Genomic DNA, 18,292 nt, shown 5'->3' on the forward strand with positions numbered 1-18,292 from the left:
ATTTATAACGCGCATTTGTGCGTGACTTATTGGAGTTACAACAATGAGCCAACCACTGGCCACTGCCATAAAAATGGTGGTGATATTCATGGGGCTTTTCGCTTCATTTTCTTTATTTGCCCATGGTGTTGATGAAGACACTCGGCAATTTCTTACCTTAAATCAGGGCGTTTCCATCTTCCCTTTCATTTACATTGGCGCTAAACACATGGTCACTGGATACGACCATTTACTGTTTCTCGTCGGGGTGATTTTCTTTCTATTTCGCACTAAAGATGTGCTGATTTACGTCAGTTTATTCACCATCGGCCACAGTGTAACCCTGCTATTTGGGGTGCTAAATGATGTGCAGATTAATGCTTATCTTATCGATGCCATTATTGGATTTTCAATTGTGTACAAAGGCTTTGATAATCTCGGCGGCTTTAAACGCCTATTCGGTTTTCAACCTAATACCAAGGTTGCAGTGATGATCTTTGGACTGTTTCACGGCTTTGGTTTAACCACCAAGATTCAAGAGTTTCAGCTGCCCAGCGATGGACTTGTTGCCAACATCATCGCCTTTAATGTCGGTGTTGAAATCGGACAGTTTCTGGCGTTGGGCTTAGTGCTTATTTTGATGAGTTTATGGCGACGTCATAGAAGCTACCTGCAGTTTTCTACCGCGGCCAATACCTTATTAATGAGCAGTGGCTTAATGCTCGTGGGCTTTCAACTAACCGGCTATTTCATCAATTAATCAACCGGTATATGCATCATCATTTACAGTATTTTTAAGGAACACACATGAACAATAATGAACAACAGTTGCAGCCAATAGTTATTCCGGTGCACTCCATAACTATTCCTGTACACTCCACAGCAACGCTTATTAAAGCCAGTATCGCCGCAGGTGTTATTGCCGCGATTGTACTGGTCACAGCCATATTACCTGCTGAATACAATATCGACCCGACGGGTATTGGCAAAGCCTCAGGATTAACTAAAATCGCTCAAGCAGCTGAAATAGGGACTGTTGAAAATACAGAAAGTGTAGAGGGTATAGATGATATAGAGAGTGCAGCGTTAGTCATTGTCACCGCGCCCTTAGTTGCAGACATTAAACAAGCCCGAAAAACGGCAGCGGTAAGATCGGATAGCGTCAATGTGGTTATTCCTGCAGGCAAAGGGTTGGAATATAAATTACTGCTCAATCAATTTACTCATTTAACCTATCAATGGCACACCCTTGATGAAGCGCCGTTGTTTTTTGACTTTCACGGTGAGCCCCAAGGCGATACCACTGGCTACTATGAAAGCTACAACATCAGTACTGCAAATAAAGTGACAGGCTCATTAACCACCCCTTTTGCAGGTGCCCATGGTTGGTATTGGAAAAACACCAGCGATGCTGCCATTACCGTGGTACTCAACACGACTGGGGCCTATAACATTAAAGGCTGATTGGCTTAATGGTTAGTGGTTAGTGGTGATGAGTCATCAAACTAAATCAAAAAACTAAATCAGAAAAAATCCACTGTCGATTATCTTAACGATACTCTGATAGTGGATTTTATTTATTAGAATGCCCCACTTTCAAAGCCAAACTACCAGCAGCTTCAGTTAAAAAAGCTAAAAATATCTAAAATCAGGCCAAACCCTCTAAAAAACTCTATTTTTAAAACAGTTCACTCATCAAATCTGCGCATCTTTAGCTAATGTCCTCGGCGGAAGCAATACTAATAATCCTAAAATTAAGATGATCATGATGAACAATAAAAAGCACATATGGGCATATAGCATGTCACTAGCCGCTCTTGTTATGGCAGGGTGTGGTAACGATGGCCGTGATGGTGAAGACGGTATTTCACCACCACCTAGCAGCCCTTCAGCGAAGGTTTTATCCCTCGATATTGAAGATATTTCTGTCTCTGAAGGTAATATTACCCTTAAATTCTCTGCTGAAAATGAACAAGGGACGCCTGTCACAAAAATTAACAGCATTAGAGTTGAAGCCGCTCAGTTACTCGCACCAATTAATGGTGATAGCTCTGCTTGGCAATACCTGCTCAACGAAACCTGCAATGAAGAGTGCCCAGGAGAGCTAACCGACTTTGCTAACGGCCAATACCAATACACAATGGGTACCAACCTAGCCGATAGCAGTTACTTTCCAAATGGCTATGATGCAAGTTTACCCCAACGCGTTATCCTCCGCGTAAATGGCACTGAGTTAGTGCCGACCACATATCAAAACACTGATTACATGGTCGATGGTTCTGAGCTATCGTTCACCCGTAATATTGTCGATAGTCAAACATGTTTAAGCTGTCATGAAGACATTGCCAGCATTAAACATGGTGGTGATAGCCTAGAAAACTGTGCCACTTGCCACTCAGCAGGCAGAGTCGATGATGATAAAACATGGCCTATCATTGCTCATCAAGCTCATATTGGTGTTAGCTCTGAGACCGTTGGTAACTGTTTAGCTTGTCACAACGATGAAGAAACAACCGAACACACTGAAGCGTTAAACTGGCAAACAATGCCAACTCGTGAAAATTGCTCTAGTTGTCATAACTTAGAAGAAGCCAACATAGATCATAGCGGTATGAGTGATAACAGCCAATGCTCAAGCTGCCATAGTGCCGAGCATGTCTATGATAAACACCGAGGCAAAGCCGATGCCGGTATCGCTGGCCGCAGCCTAATGAATGTCAACATTAGCGATGCTAAAATTGTTGATGTTGAAGGTGAATCATTTGCAGAAATCGTGGTTGGACTTGAAGATCAACAAGGCCAACCGCTGCCTTTTACTAGTACAGAAGCGAAAGATTGGGATTATTTATCCGGGCTTGAGTTGTACGTAAACTGGGGCATTGATGTTAATTTCACCCAAGGGCAACAAGACGGTATAGGGCTTGCTGGTCACATGGGACAAGGCCGCGGCTATACTGTTTACGGTAAAACCACCAAACGAATGACGTCAGAGCAAAGCGGATTACGTCCCTTAACGCCTGTGCATGCATTAGTTGATGGCAACCTTGTTTACCGGGTCGGGCCAATTGAGATGAATGATACCTTTGCAGGTGACACCTCAGACAATTATGGCTTTATCTCGAATCGAGTCTTTTTCTGTACGGATGATTTAGGTCAAGCAGCGACCTGTGGTGCCGAAGGCGTTAAGAGCAATGCTACTTATAACAAACGTTGGTTCTTTGATGCCAATGGCCTGCGTGATGAAATTAAACGTCGCCCAATTGTGTCAAACAAAAATTGCGGTTCTTGTCATGGTTACAATGAAGAAACGGATACTACCGAGCTAAATTGCCGTGGTTGTCACTCTCGTAAGACCGAATCAAATCTTGAGCTGGCGAATACGACCTGTTTCTCCGGTAATGATGGTGAAGAAGCTATTGCATTTAAGCCTATGATACCTCGCGGTAAAGGCTACGGCACCTCAACTGCTGATATCGTTGATGCGTGTGTCGCATGTCATAATCCCAATACTCCGCCGACCCAAGCCATTCGCGAACGTCATACTGTGCAAGGTGACAAAGACTTTGTTGAGCAACTCGTTGTGAGTCACCCAGATCATAAAATCTGGATGCATTCATTACATAACAACCAGCGGGCAACTCAGAAACAACCGGATTGGATCCGCTCAGTAAATTACCCCGCTAACCAAGCCAACTGTTACCGTTGTCATGAAGGTGACACTTTTGGTGCAGAGCGTTTAACTGAAGAAGGCAAACCCTTAGCATTGGATCTGACTTATGATCCTGATAGCAGAGCGTATCCGGCCACTGATGTTAACGTCGATGCTTATGTGAGCCCTGTGTCGGCAACTTGTTATTCATGCCATGCCAAGCGGTATGACGAAGACAGCAATACCATGGTAATTAAGCCCCATGTACGTGCGCATATGGAGCAAAATGGCGGTCGTTTTGGTGTGCCTAAGGATGAACTGGAAACAGAATCCTGTGTGACTTGCCATAAATTAGACAAACTCAAACAACAGCATAAATTGAATTAATCCCCAAATTCATCATCACTCTCTCAAAGGGGCATTTATGCCCCTTTTTATTTGAGGAAGGTCAAATTATTTGACCACTTTCACATCAACATCAACCACATTCCGCTATATTATATCTCTTCTAACGCACTCAGGAATTTTCATGTTGTTGCTGGCCAACTTGCTATTCGATTCTGACAAACAAACCCTGACGGATGCTAGAACAGGTGAGCAGCACTCATTATCGTTTTCAGAAAATGCAGTATTAAAACATTTAATACTGGCTGAAGGTGTCGCCACTAAAACCGATTTACAATCAGCTGGTTGGCCTAACCGCAATGCGACTGATGCATCTCTCAATCAATGCATCAGTACCTTAAGACGAAAGCTTGCCAGCGATGAGTCAATAGAGCTTAAAACCATTCCGCGTCATGGTTACGCATTAAACGCGCCACAGGCAACAAAGCAAAACAAAAATCCCCGTACAACCCTAACCATCAAAGCTATGGTTATATTGATATTTTTGAGTATCATTATCGCCGTTATAGGGTATAGACAATGGCAACCGTCTTCAGTAAACATGCCTTTTACGTTATGCCAACAACATCCATTAACAGCAGTCATTGAGACGACCTCAGAAGATCACTGTGATTCATTGCCGCTGCCCATAATTAATCCATCCCAGCCCCAATGGCTAGGACAACACAATCATTACTACAGTTTAGCAATGTGCCCAGAAGGTGATTGCGCTCAAACGGGCTTGCTCAATACCGTTAGCCATAACGCCTTAATATCTGCAGTACAACTACAGCAGCTGACGCAAAAGATACAGCTCACCACCACGCCGTCCAGAAATCAATTAACCTTACCCAAAGCGGCTGTACAAACAACTGAATTAACCGAGCAACATTATAATAATTATATTTATTATCCGACTGAATCTGGTGACATCGTAAGAGTCGATTTTAGGATGGCCTTGCTCTACAACGAAGACAAAGCAGGTATTATGACGGTTGATGCCTGTATTAGCCTGTTAAATTGCGATGGGGCATCGATACAGTTTCAAGCTCGTTATCAATTTAATGAGCAACAAATAGAGCAAGAAGGTCACAACATAAGTGTATTTTTCATGACCGTTGACCATCAACACCTCACTCCAGATCAACATTTAGGAAAACAAGGCGAACTGTTCACTTTTTACAGCTCGTTGCGCCGAAGCCTATTGTTCGATAATGATATTCGCTACTACCGCCTACAAGATGATGAGCATTATGGTGTATGGCAGTTACCACTGTTAGGCAATCCGGTAGCATGGCTGCATCGGCAACAATTAGCGCTATAGCACCTATTGATGAGCCCATTTCACATTGTTGAGTGTTGGTGATTGCAGGTTGCAGAGTACTCAGTACGGCTAAGCACAACGCGATATAGGAACTTGGTCATCTTGTCTTGCCCGTTTCTATTAGAAACAAAACTGCGATGCCGTTGTTGCCGGGGTAATTAACATTACTCGGAGTATAAAATGAGACACTTGATAGGGCTTAATCGTCAACACCAAGATAATTAACGATAAAAAATCCACTGTCGATTATCTTAACGATACTCTGATAGTGGATTTTTTAAATCATAATCTTGCGCTGTGCAGCAACAGGTTTACTTTTGTGTTTTACGGTAATGATCAAAGTTTTTAATGTAATCGTCCATATTACCTTCTAACAACTTACGGTACTCTTCAGTGTAATAGGCCACCATGTCAGCTTTTTTCTGCTGCATCTCTTCGGCATTATCAAAACCAGTAGAAGCAAACCAAGCATTGTAGCGGGTTAAGGAATACATGAATGAAGCGCTTACCTCACCCGTTTTTACCTTGGGATTTTGATTGAACTCATTAGCAACATTAATAAACTGACTAGCGCGATCGAAAAAAGCTTTATCTGGTTTTGAATCAAACATGATAGATCCTTGTACTGAAAGTTGCCTGTAGCGGCAAAGTAAAATAGCAATGGTAATAACCTACGTGCTTTTACGCTGGTAAACCTTAAGGTGGTTCACACTCTGCAATAATGATGCTCCGTAACTGTGAGCAGCATCAATATGTCGAGAAATCACTGAATTTAACACATAAAAAAACCCTACTGATCATTAAGTAGGGTTTTATACTTTCTATACTTTAACGCTAAACTTTAACGCTAAATCAGCATTACTGACCTTTAGCTTTACAGTTAAATTCACCGCTGTAATCAAAGTTAAAGTTGTAAATAGTGAAACCTTCAGTACCTTCTTTAGTCCCATCTTCCTGCTCAGTTGAAAGACCAGTAATTTCATTGGTCGCACAACGGAAACCTTCTTCAAGCTTTGCAGAAGCAAATGACACGCTAGTAGTATTTGGCGCGATAAGCTCAAACACTTTAGCGTTCGGGAAGGCTAAGGTGTTATCACCTTCTTGCTCAGCTAAACGATCAGCTAAGTAGAACTGCACCAATTCACGGTTATTAAATGCCGCTTCTTCTTTAACTAGCTCAGCATTATCAACACCTGGCATACGCGAGTTAGATGCACGGTAGTTGTTAGTGATCACATAGATTTCTGCGTCATCAGCAATTTCAACACCGTTATAGGTAAGCTCAACTAACTGCTTGCTGTCTGTTGTATCAAATTCCCAACCATTAATGTTGGTGTACTTTGATTGGTTTTCAACGTTGATTGTGTACTTAAGTAGCCCTTCACCTGACTGGTTAAAACCAGCGTAGAAGGCATCAAAGTTATAACCAGGGAAGCCTTCAACAAGGAAAGTCTCACCTTCAGCTAATGGTAAGCTGTTATAAGCATTTGAGTTAACCCACTCAATCCAGTTTTTCATATCCGCACCGGTCATTTTTAAAACGGCAGGGGTATTGTTATCAAATACATAGATATCAGCAACTGAAGCGTTAGTTAGCTCACCAGTTTGAATGTTGGTGTAATCGGCGCCGCCATTACGACCAGATTTAAATGGCGCAGATACAGACATGAAAATAGCGTCTGCAGATGCATCAGCAAACTCGCCTTCTGCTTTCCATTTATTCAGTTGATGAAGCTGTGCTTGGTTAACCACTTGCATGGATAAATCTGGTACCACTTGTGGGAAGAAGCTGTTCATGTTGACATCGATTTCAGCAATCATTGCTGACATGTAATCAACTGTACCTTCGTGCTCTTCAACTACTAGATCTTCAATAAGAACATCAGACTCATTTGGAATTAGTGAGCGCAGCTCGGTTGTAGAGTGAGAATGGTCAACAGTCCATGTCTCGCCGTCATCGCTAGATTTAAGTTTAAGATCAATCACCCCTAACTTAGCACCCCAGAAACCTGGCATGATGGCTGGAATACCATTAATTAAACCCAGTTCAGGATTAACCCCTGGGATATCGCCGTATTCATCAGTTTGATTCGGGAACTCGCGATGGTCGTGACCAAACATGATGGCATCAACACCGTCAACATAAGCTAGATGCAATGTTGCGTTTTCAGCAAATTCATCTTCATTATCGTTCAAGCCTGAATGCGGGATAGCCACAATAACGTCTGCGCCTTCAGCCTTCATCATAGGCACAAAATGTTCAGCGGTTTTCTTGATATCTGAAACCATCACATTACACACTAGATGCGAAGCATCCCAGCCCATAATATCTGGTGGTGTAAAGCCAATGACACCGACTTTAACATTGTATGATTCACCATTTTCGGCAATAAACTCACGGTCTAAAATGACATATGGGTTATACATATTTTCTGCGGTGTCATAAAAATCTTCAGTAATGCGTACTTCACATTCATCTGCCGCATTGCTGACTTTTTCAAGCGAGCTATCAGCTTTCCATACGTTTGAGCTAACATAAGGGAAATCTGAACCTTTAAGCGCTTCATCTAGGTATTCAAGGCCATAGTTGAACTCATGGTTACCTAAGTTAGCTGCATCATATTCTAAATAGTTCATCGCTTTGTAAACCGGATGCTTTTCACCTTTAAGATGCTCAGCACCTAGCGCTGCCATGTAGTCGCCCATTGGGCTACCTTGGATTAAATCGCCATTATCAAATAACATGCTATTGGCGACTTCTTCACGCGTTTCAGCAATCACTAAAGAAGTACGTGCTAAGCCCCATTCAGGCAGGTTGTTTTCGTTGTGTTCTGCGCTCTCAAAGTAATTGTATGGCATTACATTGGTATGAATATCTGTGGTTTCCATCAAACGGACTTCCATGCTAATGGTATCGTTTTTTGGTTTATCGTCTGATGAGCTATTACAACCTGTAAGTACTGCTGCAACACTGGTAGCAAGCAGAAGTTTCTTAGCATTCAATTTCATATTTATTCCAGATAATTATTTTATTTATGTCTGTATGCCGAATTATTGCCACAGATTAAGATTGGTCAATTAATCTCAAGCAATATTTCAGCATCAGTAAAGGCGGGAGTAAATTAAATAAAACATACAAATAAGTAAAGTGAAGATTTTATTTCAAACAACAATAAAAACAAAAAACAGCTTTGAATTTAAAGTCAAAAAAATAACAACGCAGAAAACAAGCAACAAACGTAAAAATAAAAATTACAGATATAGTTTGAAAAACAAGCTTAAGACTCACGGCTAAAAACCTTAAGTCTTAACTTACCCCTCATAAATATTTCAGTTAATATAAAAACAGCACATATATTCAACAAGTATCTCTTAGGATAAAAAATATCCCTCAAGATATGAATAAAAAACAACACTCTGAATTGTTTCGACAGCAAGACACTGCCACAATCAAAAACATAAAATAATTAAAGTACAGACAGATAAGATAAAACCAAAATTTCAGACCTCTATTTTACTCTAGCCTTTGGCACCATGTTTAATTACAAAACCTTAGCTTTTATGGTTGTGATGATTGGTAGAGCTTATGTCCCAGTCAATTGAAATGACACTTGTTCTTGAAATGATCAATAAATTTCAAATCTGACCAAAATAGAAAACAATTCAGTACTACTCGCCTACTGCTACTGATAACATTATAAATATAAAATTAGTTTTGAAAATTTAAATTAAAAACCTGGCTGCAACAAGTGTTTCTCACAAAATAAACACCAATCAAGCCGCAAACAAACACCTGAGCAACAACAAATAAACATCTTAAGCCTCGCCGCGACACTTTAAATTACCAACAAATTAAATGGCAATTAATAAAAATAGTTTCTTAAATTATTCAAACCCTAATTATTAATAACCTACAGCAGTTACAAAATGATTAGATTGTTAATAAAGACATAAGCAAAGATAAAATAGCAACACTATTTGTAAAATACAGACATAGAGACTACCCAATTTAAACAGTGTAATCAATTATCAGCTAAATATAATTTTATTATCGAAAAGTGCTTAATTAAAAGTGTAAGAATTATAACTAAGTCCCTGGTAGATGATATTGACTACTACTGAATTCAATAGTACTTATAAAGGTAAGAGCACATATAAACTGATTGCCAATTAATATGTGCTTAAGTGTCTGATTGACGATTAAAAGCCCGAGCCTAGGTTAAAATACAATGCCCGCTCCTCTTCACTGGCGGCGACATCCACTCCCATATGAATGCCGTAACGTCTGGCAATTTGATAGCGAAAGCCAACACCATAAGCATTAACGGAGTCGCTGCTGTCTTGTATTGATTCCGTCTCTGTCTCTGTTTGGCCGTAACCGTAAAAGGTCGATACCGTCCAGCGGTGATCTATGTGATACATCAACTGCGCTTGTAAGGTGCCGACTTGATCACCTTGATAGCGAAATGCTGATACACCACGAAGATCAACATAAGGCTTAGTGGTAGGTGAAAGGCTGGTGTCTTTCTCATACAATTCCTGATAACTAGCAGCGACCGCAAAGGTCCACTTTTTAGCAATAGGGAAATAAAACTCGCCACTGGTATCTAAGGTACCGTAATGACTGTCAGAACCTAACGCCTCATCATATAACATGTATTCAGCCGATAAAATGTAACCCTTTTTCGGGAAAAACATATTATCTCGAGTGTCATACTCGGCCACCAAACCAAGACCTGAGGTGGTATGTTTATCGCCCAGTGCGGTTTGCAAAAACCAATCAACTACAGCGTTTGATGATGAGACACTGGACACTGACCATAGCTGTTTTAAGCCCAACAATAATGGCGTATCAGCCACTCTAAACTGCAGTTTTTGCATCGCAAAGTAAGCTTCGGTAGTGGTATCAAATTTGAGGTTTTTCCCTTCAGGTAGTAAGCCACCTAAATTAGTATAAATATCTAAATTCGCCTTAGCAGCACCTGCGCCGCCGGTATAACGAATACTATCGTTTAACCAAGAATGACGGTGCCCCGCAAAAGCAAACCAAGTACCATTGGCTGTCGCGCCGCCGCCCACCAAGGTCATTGCTGCAGGAATTAACTGGGCGCCGCCATCAATAGACTCAAGGGCTTTTTGTTTACGTAGTTCTTTTTCTTCATCGGTTTCGTGCAAAAACAAGCCCATCAAACCACCACCAGCACCAACTGCAGGCTCAGTAATTAAAATAGGAACCGGTAAAAAACCATAGGCATTTTCAGCGAGATGATAGCCAAGATCAAATTGGCCATCTTGCTGGTCAAAAAAATAAGACTGTTCAGCAGATGCTTGCCAAGAAGCCATAGCTAAAATGCATAATGAGATTTTTTTAAACATGAAATACCTAACCAAGTAAAAAGAGTACCAGTACTGAATCGGCCGTCCCCAAAAATACCAATATGGGTTAGCACAATAAAACTCAGCAGCATTAACGATAAAAATTATGACTTAATTAAAGCAGCTTTTCGACTCACTGTTGAAGGATCTAACCATTCAATACAATTACGGTAAGATATCTCTGGCCTATGCATATAAAAATGCCTGCTTATTCAAAGAATAAACAGGCTAGATACGTGTCAGTTTTCAACCATTGTTATGGCGCTTGATTTAAGAAAATGTTAGCTAAATTTACGGATAACGCTAACAGGTGCGACTCGCAATACCCAATGCAAAATAGCCCATGGCCAGCTTGGCACAAAAGCGTTGGGCTTTTCTTTATTGATGGCCTTTACTAGCGCCTTACAACCGGTTTCGGTATCGACAATAAAGGGGATTTTTTCAACCCCTTCATTGATCTCACTTTGAATAAAACCAGGGTGAATACAGCTTACTTTTATCGGGGTATTCATTACATCAATACGTATGCCTTCACTAAGAGATGTTAGCGCTGCTTTAGTGGCTGCGTAAACTGTCATCGCCCGTCTAAAACCACGTACTGCACTGACAGATGATATGGTGACTAAATGCCCTGAATTTTGAGCCCTAAAGATAGCCATTGCCGCCTCAGCCTGTGCAAGCGCGGCAATAAAATTGGTTTCTGCTGTTTGTTTATTGGCATTAAAATACCCAGTACCAATGGAAGCACCTTTGCCCATGCCCGCATTAATAATAATGCGGTCTAACGGCCCCATTTCAGCGTTAAATTGATCAAAAACGCTAAAAACAGCCTCATGATCATTCACGTCTAAGGCTTTTATCAGCACGTTAATTTGCGGGTTAATTTGTTCTAGCTCAGCCTTGAGCTCAACTAACCTATCCATTCGGCGCGCACACAGTGCTAAGTTAGATCCCTGTTTTGCAAATTCAATGGCCATTCCTCGACCTAAACCCGAACTTGCCCCGGTGATCAAAATATTTTTTCGCATCTTATTATCCATTTTATGATGAGTTATTTTTATTATTTACATGGGCTATTTAAGCCCATTTTAGGCGCTGTTACAGCAAAAATAAGCACTTAGGTGTAAGTAATTATCCTTTTATCCCCTTGTTGCTCGAATATATCGTGCTCATTTAATGACGACAATGACCACTGCTTGTCCTGACCTCTGGCCACCACTTTGGTCTCGCCGCCATTGACTAATGACCAATTAATATCGACAAACTGTGTTAGCGGCAATCCCAATAATAAACTGGCAATCACGCTAATTGGTCCGCCCGATGAATAGACCAAAATGGTTTTACCGTGATGCTCGCTGGTTAAGCGCTCAAAAACACCTATGACCCGTTGCTGAAAATCACTCCAAGATTCTGTATATAGGTTGTTTTCATTTAACTTAGCCGTTGCAGATGCCTGTGTCCACTGCTCCATAGCGCCGAAAAAGTGCTGCTGAAAAGCCGCGAGAGGATCGGGCTCTTGAGCTAAAAATGCGCGCATTTTACTGGGGCTGGTAAACTCAGGATGATACGCACCGAGAATTTTTTGATGGTCATATTCATTCCAGCCAGCATCTTGCTCACTTAAACTTATCAGTGCATCATCGGCCAAACCAAAGGTATCTAGGCTATGCTGCGCGGTTTGCTGATGGCGTAACATTGAGCCTGTTATCACGAGATCTGGCGTAATGGTTTTATTGGCTAAATATCGCCCCACCAGCTTAGCCTGCTCAATGCCTAAATCAGATAACTGATCATAATCATCGGCATGAAAACTGGCTTGGCCGTGACGAATTAGAAAAATTTTACTCATGGTAAGTCCCATCACTAAATGCTGAATTTGCTGCGTTAAGCGCCTTATATAATGCCCATAAACCGTTTTTACATCCAAATGCTAAATCATGCTCAACAGCATTTAAAGCCCGTAAGAGCGACCTGTTTATTTCATTAACATAGCCTATTTTTAAAGGGGATTCGACAGTCTTTAATCATGATACAAAAGAAGCCTTTTTAGTTACTTGATTAGGAAGCAAAGAATTGAGTTATGAGGGTAAGTGATAGTGAATTAGAGCGCTTTTATTCGCATTAAGAATTACGCAGTCCAAGTTGGATTGCAGTGCCAAGCTTGCACCCACTTAGGCACCTGTGCTGCTGGCATAGGTTTAGAAATACCATACCCTTGAGCTACAGTGCAGTTAAGCGATAATAACTTATCAGCTTGCGCCTTAGTCTCTACCCCTTCGGCAACGACCCCAAGGTCAAAAATATCAGCTAAACCGATAATAGCCTTCAAAATGGCCAGATCAGACGTATCTGTTAACATATCCCGAATAAAGCTCTGATCAATTTTTAATTTCGTAGCAGGCAAGCTTTTAAGATAGGTAAGTGATGAGTAACCGGTACCAAAATCATCTAAGGCAAACTTAACGCCCATTTGTAAACAGGCGTTCATTCGCTGACTAATTTTAACCATATCTTCTAAGGCACTGGTTTCTAATATCTCCATTTCCAATAGCTCGGGAGAAATATTAGGGTAAGCGGTTAAAGCTGCAGCTAAGTTGGCGACAAAGTCACTACTTTGCAATTGGCTGGCGCCAATGTTGACACTAACGGGAATCGTTAAGCCTTTTTCTTGCCACTCATCTAGTTGTTTAAGTACAGTATCAATTACCCACTCGCCTATTTTAATGCTAATTAAGTGGTCTTCAATCATGGGTAAAAAGACTTCTGGCAGCAATAATCCTTGTTGCGGATGCTGCCAGCGCAGCAATGCTTCAACCCCCACTACTTTCCCTGTGTTCATATTTACTTTAGGCTGAAAATAAAGAACAAACTCTTGGTTTTCGTAAGCCTGAATAATACACTCAAGGCTCTTTCGTTTCGTTTTCGAGGCTTCAGCAGAGTCCTTATCAAAAAATAAATAACAGCTTTTGCCTGCGTCTTTCGCTTGATACAGCGCATGATCAGCTTGTCTTAGCAATAAGTCTGGATCGGTGCCATTTTGCGGGTACAGTGTTACCCCAATACTGGTTGAAGCTTGCAGTATTTCTTCATTGCAAATAATACTTTGCGATGCAGCCACCAGCATCCGCTGTAATACTGGTTCACAATCACTGGCCTGTTCTAGGTCACTGAGTACTGCAACAAACTCATCACCGCCAATACGCGCTAAAAAGTCTCCTGCACGCAGCGCACTTTTTAGCGCCTGTGAAATTAAAACTAAGAATTGATCGCCAGTGCTATGGCCGTGGGTATCGTTAATGGCTTTAAAGCCGTCTAAATCAAGATAAGCCAGTGCCAGCTTTTTACCGCGTCGCTGGCTCTGTTTTAGTGCCTGCGCTAACTTATTGGCCAGTAATGCTCTATTGGGTAAACCAGTTAACATATCGTGATGGGCGGTATGCTCTAGTTGCTGCTGGTGCGCTTTTTTATCGGTTATGTCAGTAAACATTGAGACATAGTGCATGACCTTACCATACACATCACGCACCGCACTGATTGATTGCATTTGCGGATAAATTTCGCCGTTTTTGCGTTTATTCCATATTTCATCACACCAATAGTTATGCTGTTTCAGCGTGCTCCACATACCGTCGTAAAAGTCTGCAGACTGTCGACCCGATCTGAAAATTCGTGGGTTTTTACCAATGGCCTCTTGACGGCTAAAGCCTGTTATCTGAGTGAAAGTGTCATTAACTTCAAGGATATTGCCCTTTAAATCGGTGATCATGATGCCTTCATGAGCATGACTAAAAACACTGGCGGCAAGTTTTAATTTTATTTCAGATTTTTTAGTGGCGGTAATATCTGTCAGTGCGCTAAGGCATTCAAGGCCATCTTCGTTAATAGTAAGCTTTAACTGTACCGTGCTTAGCTTATTATCGATGTTAAGTTTTATCTCACTGTCTGGAGAGTCAACGCCTTGAAAAGTATTGGCAAGGTGGGCGTTATATTGCAGTAGGGAGTCTTCAGTTAAGTATGCTCCAAGGCGTTTACCCAGTATATTTTTACGGGGCATACCTAACATACTTGCAGCGGTAAAATTAGCCTGAGTGATATACCCAGTGCGATTTAGCGAAACATAACCTACTGGGGCTAAATCATATAATGCTTGATAGTTTGCAGCGGCTGATTCGGCGATATCTCTGGCCACTATTAGCTCGTTTTGCTGCATCTCTAATTCGATTTGATGCACCTGTAACTCATGTAGTAATCGATCAGCTGCAACCTCATCCGCTAGTGAGCAGCGCTCATTGCACTCATTGCACTCATTGCACTCATTGCAATCATTGCAATCATGTTTATGCTGACACTGCATAGAATCCTTACGCAATGAATTCAGGCTTTGAATAGTTGGCTTTATACCCTTGTTCATTGCGTGCACTTGGTCATGGCTATCTTCCTTTGCCTTTGGATATCACTTTGCTATTCCATCTTGCAAAGTTTCTCCAGATTATTTTGTACATCCACCAATAAATTCCTAAGCTCTGCTTCAGAGGAGTTATTCCCCCGCTTAAGTATTTCCCTTACATTATTTAAGGTTTTTAAGTTGTGCTTTTTATCGGTAATGTTTTTAGTCACACAAACAAACAGACCTTGTTGTTGTGAGTACATTGAACATTCAAACCATTGCTTAGTTTCTTTTACGTAATACTCAATTTTTTCTGGCTTGCCAGACATAGCGACGCGACCACAAGCAGACATAAAGTCACTATTCGATTGGAGGATATTTGGAATGACTTCACTGCCATTTTTTCCAATTACGTCATGTAGTTCGGTTATGCCAACATAAGCGTTGTTTACTTCAAGATAGTTGAAGTCTACCGCTTTGTCATTGTTCAAAATGATTCTTTTATAGGCAACTGCATGGGAGGAATTTTCAAATAATAATCGGAATCGCGATTCCGATTGCGTCATGGCAATACTCGCCATTCTGTTTTCAGTATTGTCACTAAAGGTGATCACTACGCCATCGATGAGGTTTTCTTGGGTGCGATAAGGCATGATGCGCACGATATACCAGCGACCATCATGGGTTTGCACCTCTGTTTGCTGAAATATCAGGCTCCGCAGCACTTCGCAGGCATCATCAGCCAAGGCGGGATAAATTAACGAGCTAACTAAATCAGTGATCGGACGACCAACATCACTGGCAATGAGTTTGAAAATACTGCGTGTTTCAGTGGTATAACGGCGCACCTTAAGATCGCTATCTAAAAACAAGGTGGCAATATTGGTGCTATTAAGCAGGTTTTTCATGTCATCACTGGCTTCTGACAACTCATTAACTTTAGTGTTTAGCTCATGATTGACGGTTTGTAATTCCTCATTCATCGACTGCATTTCTTCTTTAGAGGTGGTCAGCTCCTCGTTAGTACTTTGCAGCTCTTCATTGGTGCTTTGTAATTCTTCATTAGTCGACTTGAGGTTTTCTTGTGCAAACTGCATCTCATTGGTGGTGATCCTTAAATCATCCCGAGCCTGTTGCAGGACTTGGTTTAAGGCAACTATTTCATCAGTATCAGTAGCGCTATCAACGCCATCAGCGCTACTGTGCGTGCTTAAAGCCGAAGTCTGCATTGATGATTCACTAAACAGCACCAATACCATGCCACACAGACTTGCAGGTTGCAGCAATGGTTGCACACTCACATCCACTTGCACTGTATTGCCATTAGTCCCCACACTAATATTTCTTAGTTCAGCCTTCTTCTTTTGGCGCACAGCCCGATTAAACACTTCACTTATGGGCGCAGTTAAACCTTCACGAGCCATTGCAAATAGATTGTGATTCACTTTACCGGCTGCGGGCTCTAAATAATTGCCAGTTTTACCATTGATATAGACGATATCCGCTTGCTCTGTGGTCAGCAACGCCGCTGGCACAAAGTGCTCTTGCAACAGCGATTGGGTCAAGTCTTCTAAGTTCAAATCATCAACTCCTTGGGTTTTAGCGGGCACCAGTTTTTCAAACATTTGCTCAGGTGAATAGCCACCTGAGGTTCTGCTTGGAAAGCTCATTAAATTAATCGGTTCAATTGTCTCGCATCGCTGATAAATACGCAGTTTTTCATGCACAGCACTAAACAGGACGTCGTCTTTACCTATGGTTTCAGAGGTGCCTAACACCAGCACCCCACCAGGATTTAAGCTGTAATGAAATAAGGGGATCAGCTTTTGCTGTAAATCCGCTTCTAAATAGATAAACAAGTTTCGACAACTGATTAAATCAAGCTTAGTAAATGGTGGATCGGTGACCAGATTTTGCTGGGCAAAAATAACCATTTCCCGTATTTCTTTACCGATGCGGTAACCTGCCTTATTGGCCACAAAATAATGATCTAATCGCGTTTGAGCAATATCATCTGCAATACTCGCCGGGTAGATCCCAGCTCGGGCTTTTTTAACCGCGTCATTATCAAGATCGGTGGCAAATATCTGCAACTCAAAATGCTGGGGATAACTCCCTTGCTTTAAGGCTTCTTGAAACACGATTGCCAATGTATAAGCCTCTTCACCGCTAGAGCAAGCAGGTACCCAAGCTCGCAAGGTGCCGCCTTCTGGGTATTTAGCCAGCAATGCTGGAATAACCTCATCCTGAAGCTGCAGCCAAACCTGACTGTCACGGAAAAAGTGTGTCACACCAATGAGTAACTCGTTAAACAGCAGTTCATTTTCTTGGGCATTACTGCGTAAATACTGAGCATAGTCAGCAATGCTGGTGAGCTTATGCAAAGCCATGCGCCGCTCAATACGTCTATAAATGGTGCTTTTTTTGTAACGGGAAAAATCATGCCCTGTATGGGATCGCAGCAAGGCGATGACTTTTTTAATGTCGTGGTGATCTTGTTCAGTATTTTCAACCTGAATAGGCATGTGGTTGAGGTAATTAACCACATTATCCATTAACACATCTGCGGGTGCTACAGCATCAACTAGTCCGGTATCAATGGCACTTTTAGGCATACTGGCAAATTTGGCCGTATCAGGGCGCTGTACAAACACTGCACCAAATTTTTCTTTGATAGCCCGTAACCCAAGCGTGCCGTCTGAGCCCATTCCCGACAGAATCACCGCAATGCTTTGAGCCTGTTTATCAGCCGCTAAAGACTTAAGAAAATAATCTATCGGTAAATGTAACCCATGGGGCTCAACACGAGGAAATAGCAGTAATGTCCCATTTAAAAGAGTTAGGTCATAAGCGGGCGGGATAACATATACATGATTGGGCTTAACCATCATGCGATCGCTAATTTGTAGCACCTTAAGCGGGGTTACACGCTGCAACAGCTCACACATAATGCCTTTATGGTGAGGGTCTAGATGCTGCACCACCACAAAAGCCATACCGCAATCAGCTTTAGCCTGGCTTAAAAACTGCTCAATGGCCTCAAGGCCGCCAGCAGAAGCACCAATACCAATAATAGGAAAGTCAGCCTTTGTCGCCGACGTTTTTACATCAGTTGTCAGCGGAGTCGGCGCGGTAGCAGCATTGGGCTTTTTCATTATTTGAAGTGATTTTATGTTAAAGAAGTCGAGTTTAG

Annotated in this window: 11 protein-coding genes; 4 read left to right on the top strand and 7 right to left on the bottom strand. The window is 41.7% G+C overall.

The window, feature by feature from the left end:
• Positions 1-43: 43 nt before the first annotated feature.
• The 4 genes from AB4160_RS06470 to AB4160_RS06485 all read left to right on the top strand — a co-directional run bounded on the left by AB4160_RS06470 (position 44) and on the right by AB4160_RS06485 (position 5,336).
• Positions 44-739, top strand: coding sequence for a HupE/UreJ family protein (locus tag AB4160_RS06470; RefSeq protein WP_372003954.1), 696 nt, complete (start codon positions 44-46; stop codon positions 737-739).
• Positions 740-786: 47 nt separating this feature from the next.
• The gene (locus tag AB4160_RS06475) at positions 787-1,443 is read left to right on the top strand and encodes a hypothetical protein (RefSeq protein ID WP_372003955.1); all 657 of its coding nucleotides are present in this window, start codon (positions 787-789) and stop codon (positions 1,441-1,443) included.
• Positions 1,444-1,744: 301 nt separating this feature from the next.
• A complete protein-coding gene (locus AB4160_RS06480) occupies positions 1,745-4,015 on the top strand; it encodes an OmcA/MtrC family decaheme c-type cytochrome (protein ID WP_372003957.1) in 2,271 nt (756 codons plus the stop codon).
• 142 nt (positions 4,016-4,157) lie between these two features.
• Entirely contained in the window at positions 4,158-5,336 is a 1,179-nt protein-coding gene (locus AB4160_RS06485) for a transcriptional regulator (protein WP_372003959.1), read from the top strand.
• A gap of 311 nt (positions 5,337-5,647) precedes the next feature.
• On the opposite strand, the gene AB4160_RS06490 is transcribed toward AB4160_RS06485, so the two are convergent.
• The 7 genes from AB4160_RS06490 to AB4160_RS06520 all read right to left on the bottom strand — a co-directional run bounded on the left by AB4160_RS06490 (position 5,648) and on the right by AB4160_RS06520 (position 18,254).
• The gene (locus tag AB4160_RS06490) at positions 5,648-5,947 is read right to left on the bottom strand and encodes a DUF3144 domain-containing protein (protein ID WP_102440319.1); all 300 of its coding nucleotides are present in this window, start codon (positions 5,945-5,947) and stop codon (positions 5,648-5,650) included.
• Between the two features lie 247 nt (positions 5,948-6,194).
• A complete protein-coding gene (locus tag AB4160_RS06495) occupies positions 6,195-8,345 on the bottom strand; it encodes a bifunctional 2',3'-cyclic-nucleotide 2'-phosphodiesterase/3'-nucleotidase (protein WP_372003961.1) in 2,151 nt (716 codons plus the stop codon).
• Between the two features lie 1,191 nt (positions 8,346-9,536).
• The gene (locus AB4160_RS06500; RefSeq protein ID WP_102440321.1) at positions 9,537-10,712 is read right to left on the bottom strand and encodes a BamA/TamA family outer membrane protein; all 1,176 of its coding nucleotides are present in this window, start codon (positions 10,710-10,712) and stop codon (positions 9,537-9,539) included.
• Between the two features lie 281 nt (positions 10,713-10,993).
• Positions 10,994-11,740: an SDR family oxidoreductase gene (locus AB4160_RS06505; protein WP_303502915.1), complete on the bottom strand. Its 747-nt coding sequence runs from the start codon at positions 11,738-11,740 to the stop codon at positions 10,994-10,996.
• 89 nt (positions 11,741-11,829) lie between these two features.
• On the bottom strand, positions 11,830-12,561 hold the full coding sequence (locus AB4160_RS06510; RefSeq protein WP_372003963.1) for a histidine phosphatase family protein: 732 nt from the start codon (positions 12,559-12,561) through the stop codon (positions 11,830-11,832).
• 279 nt (positions 12,562-12,840) lie between these two features.
• Positions 12,841-15,123, bottom strand: coding sequence for an EAL domain-containing protein (locus AB4160_RS06515; protein ID WP_372003965.1), 2,283 nt, complete (start codon positions 15,121-15,123; stop codon positions 12,841-12,843).
• Between the two features lie 50 nt (positions 15,124-15,173).
• The gene (locus AB4160_RS06520; protein ID WP_372003967.1) at positions 15,174-18,254 is read right to left on the bottom strand and encodes a chemotaxis protein CheB; all 3,081 of its coding nucleotides are present in this window, start codon (positions 18,252-18,254) and stop codon (positions 15,174-15,176) included.
• Positions 18,255-18,292: the final 38 nt, after the last annotated feature.

This window comes from Shewanella sp. 10N.286.51.B8, assembly GCF_041469325.1.
Taxonomy (GTDB): Bacteria; Pseudomonadota; Gammaproteobacteria; order Enterobacterales; family Shewanellaceae; genus Shewanella.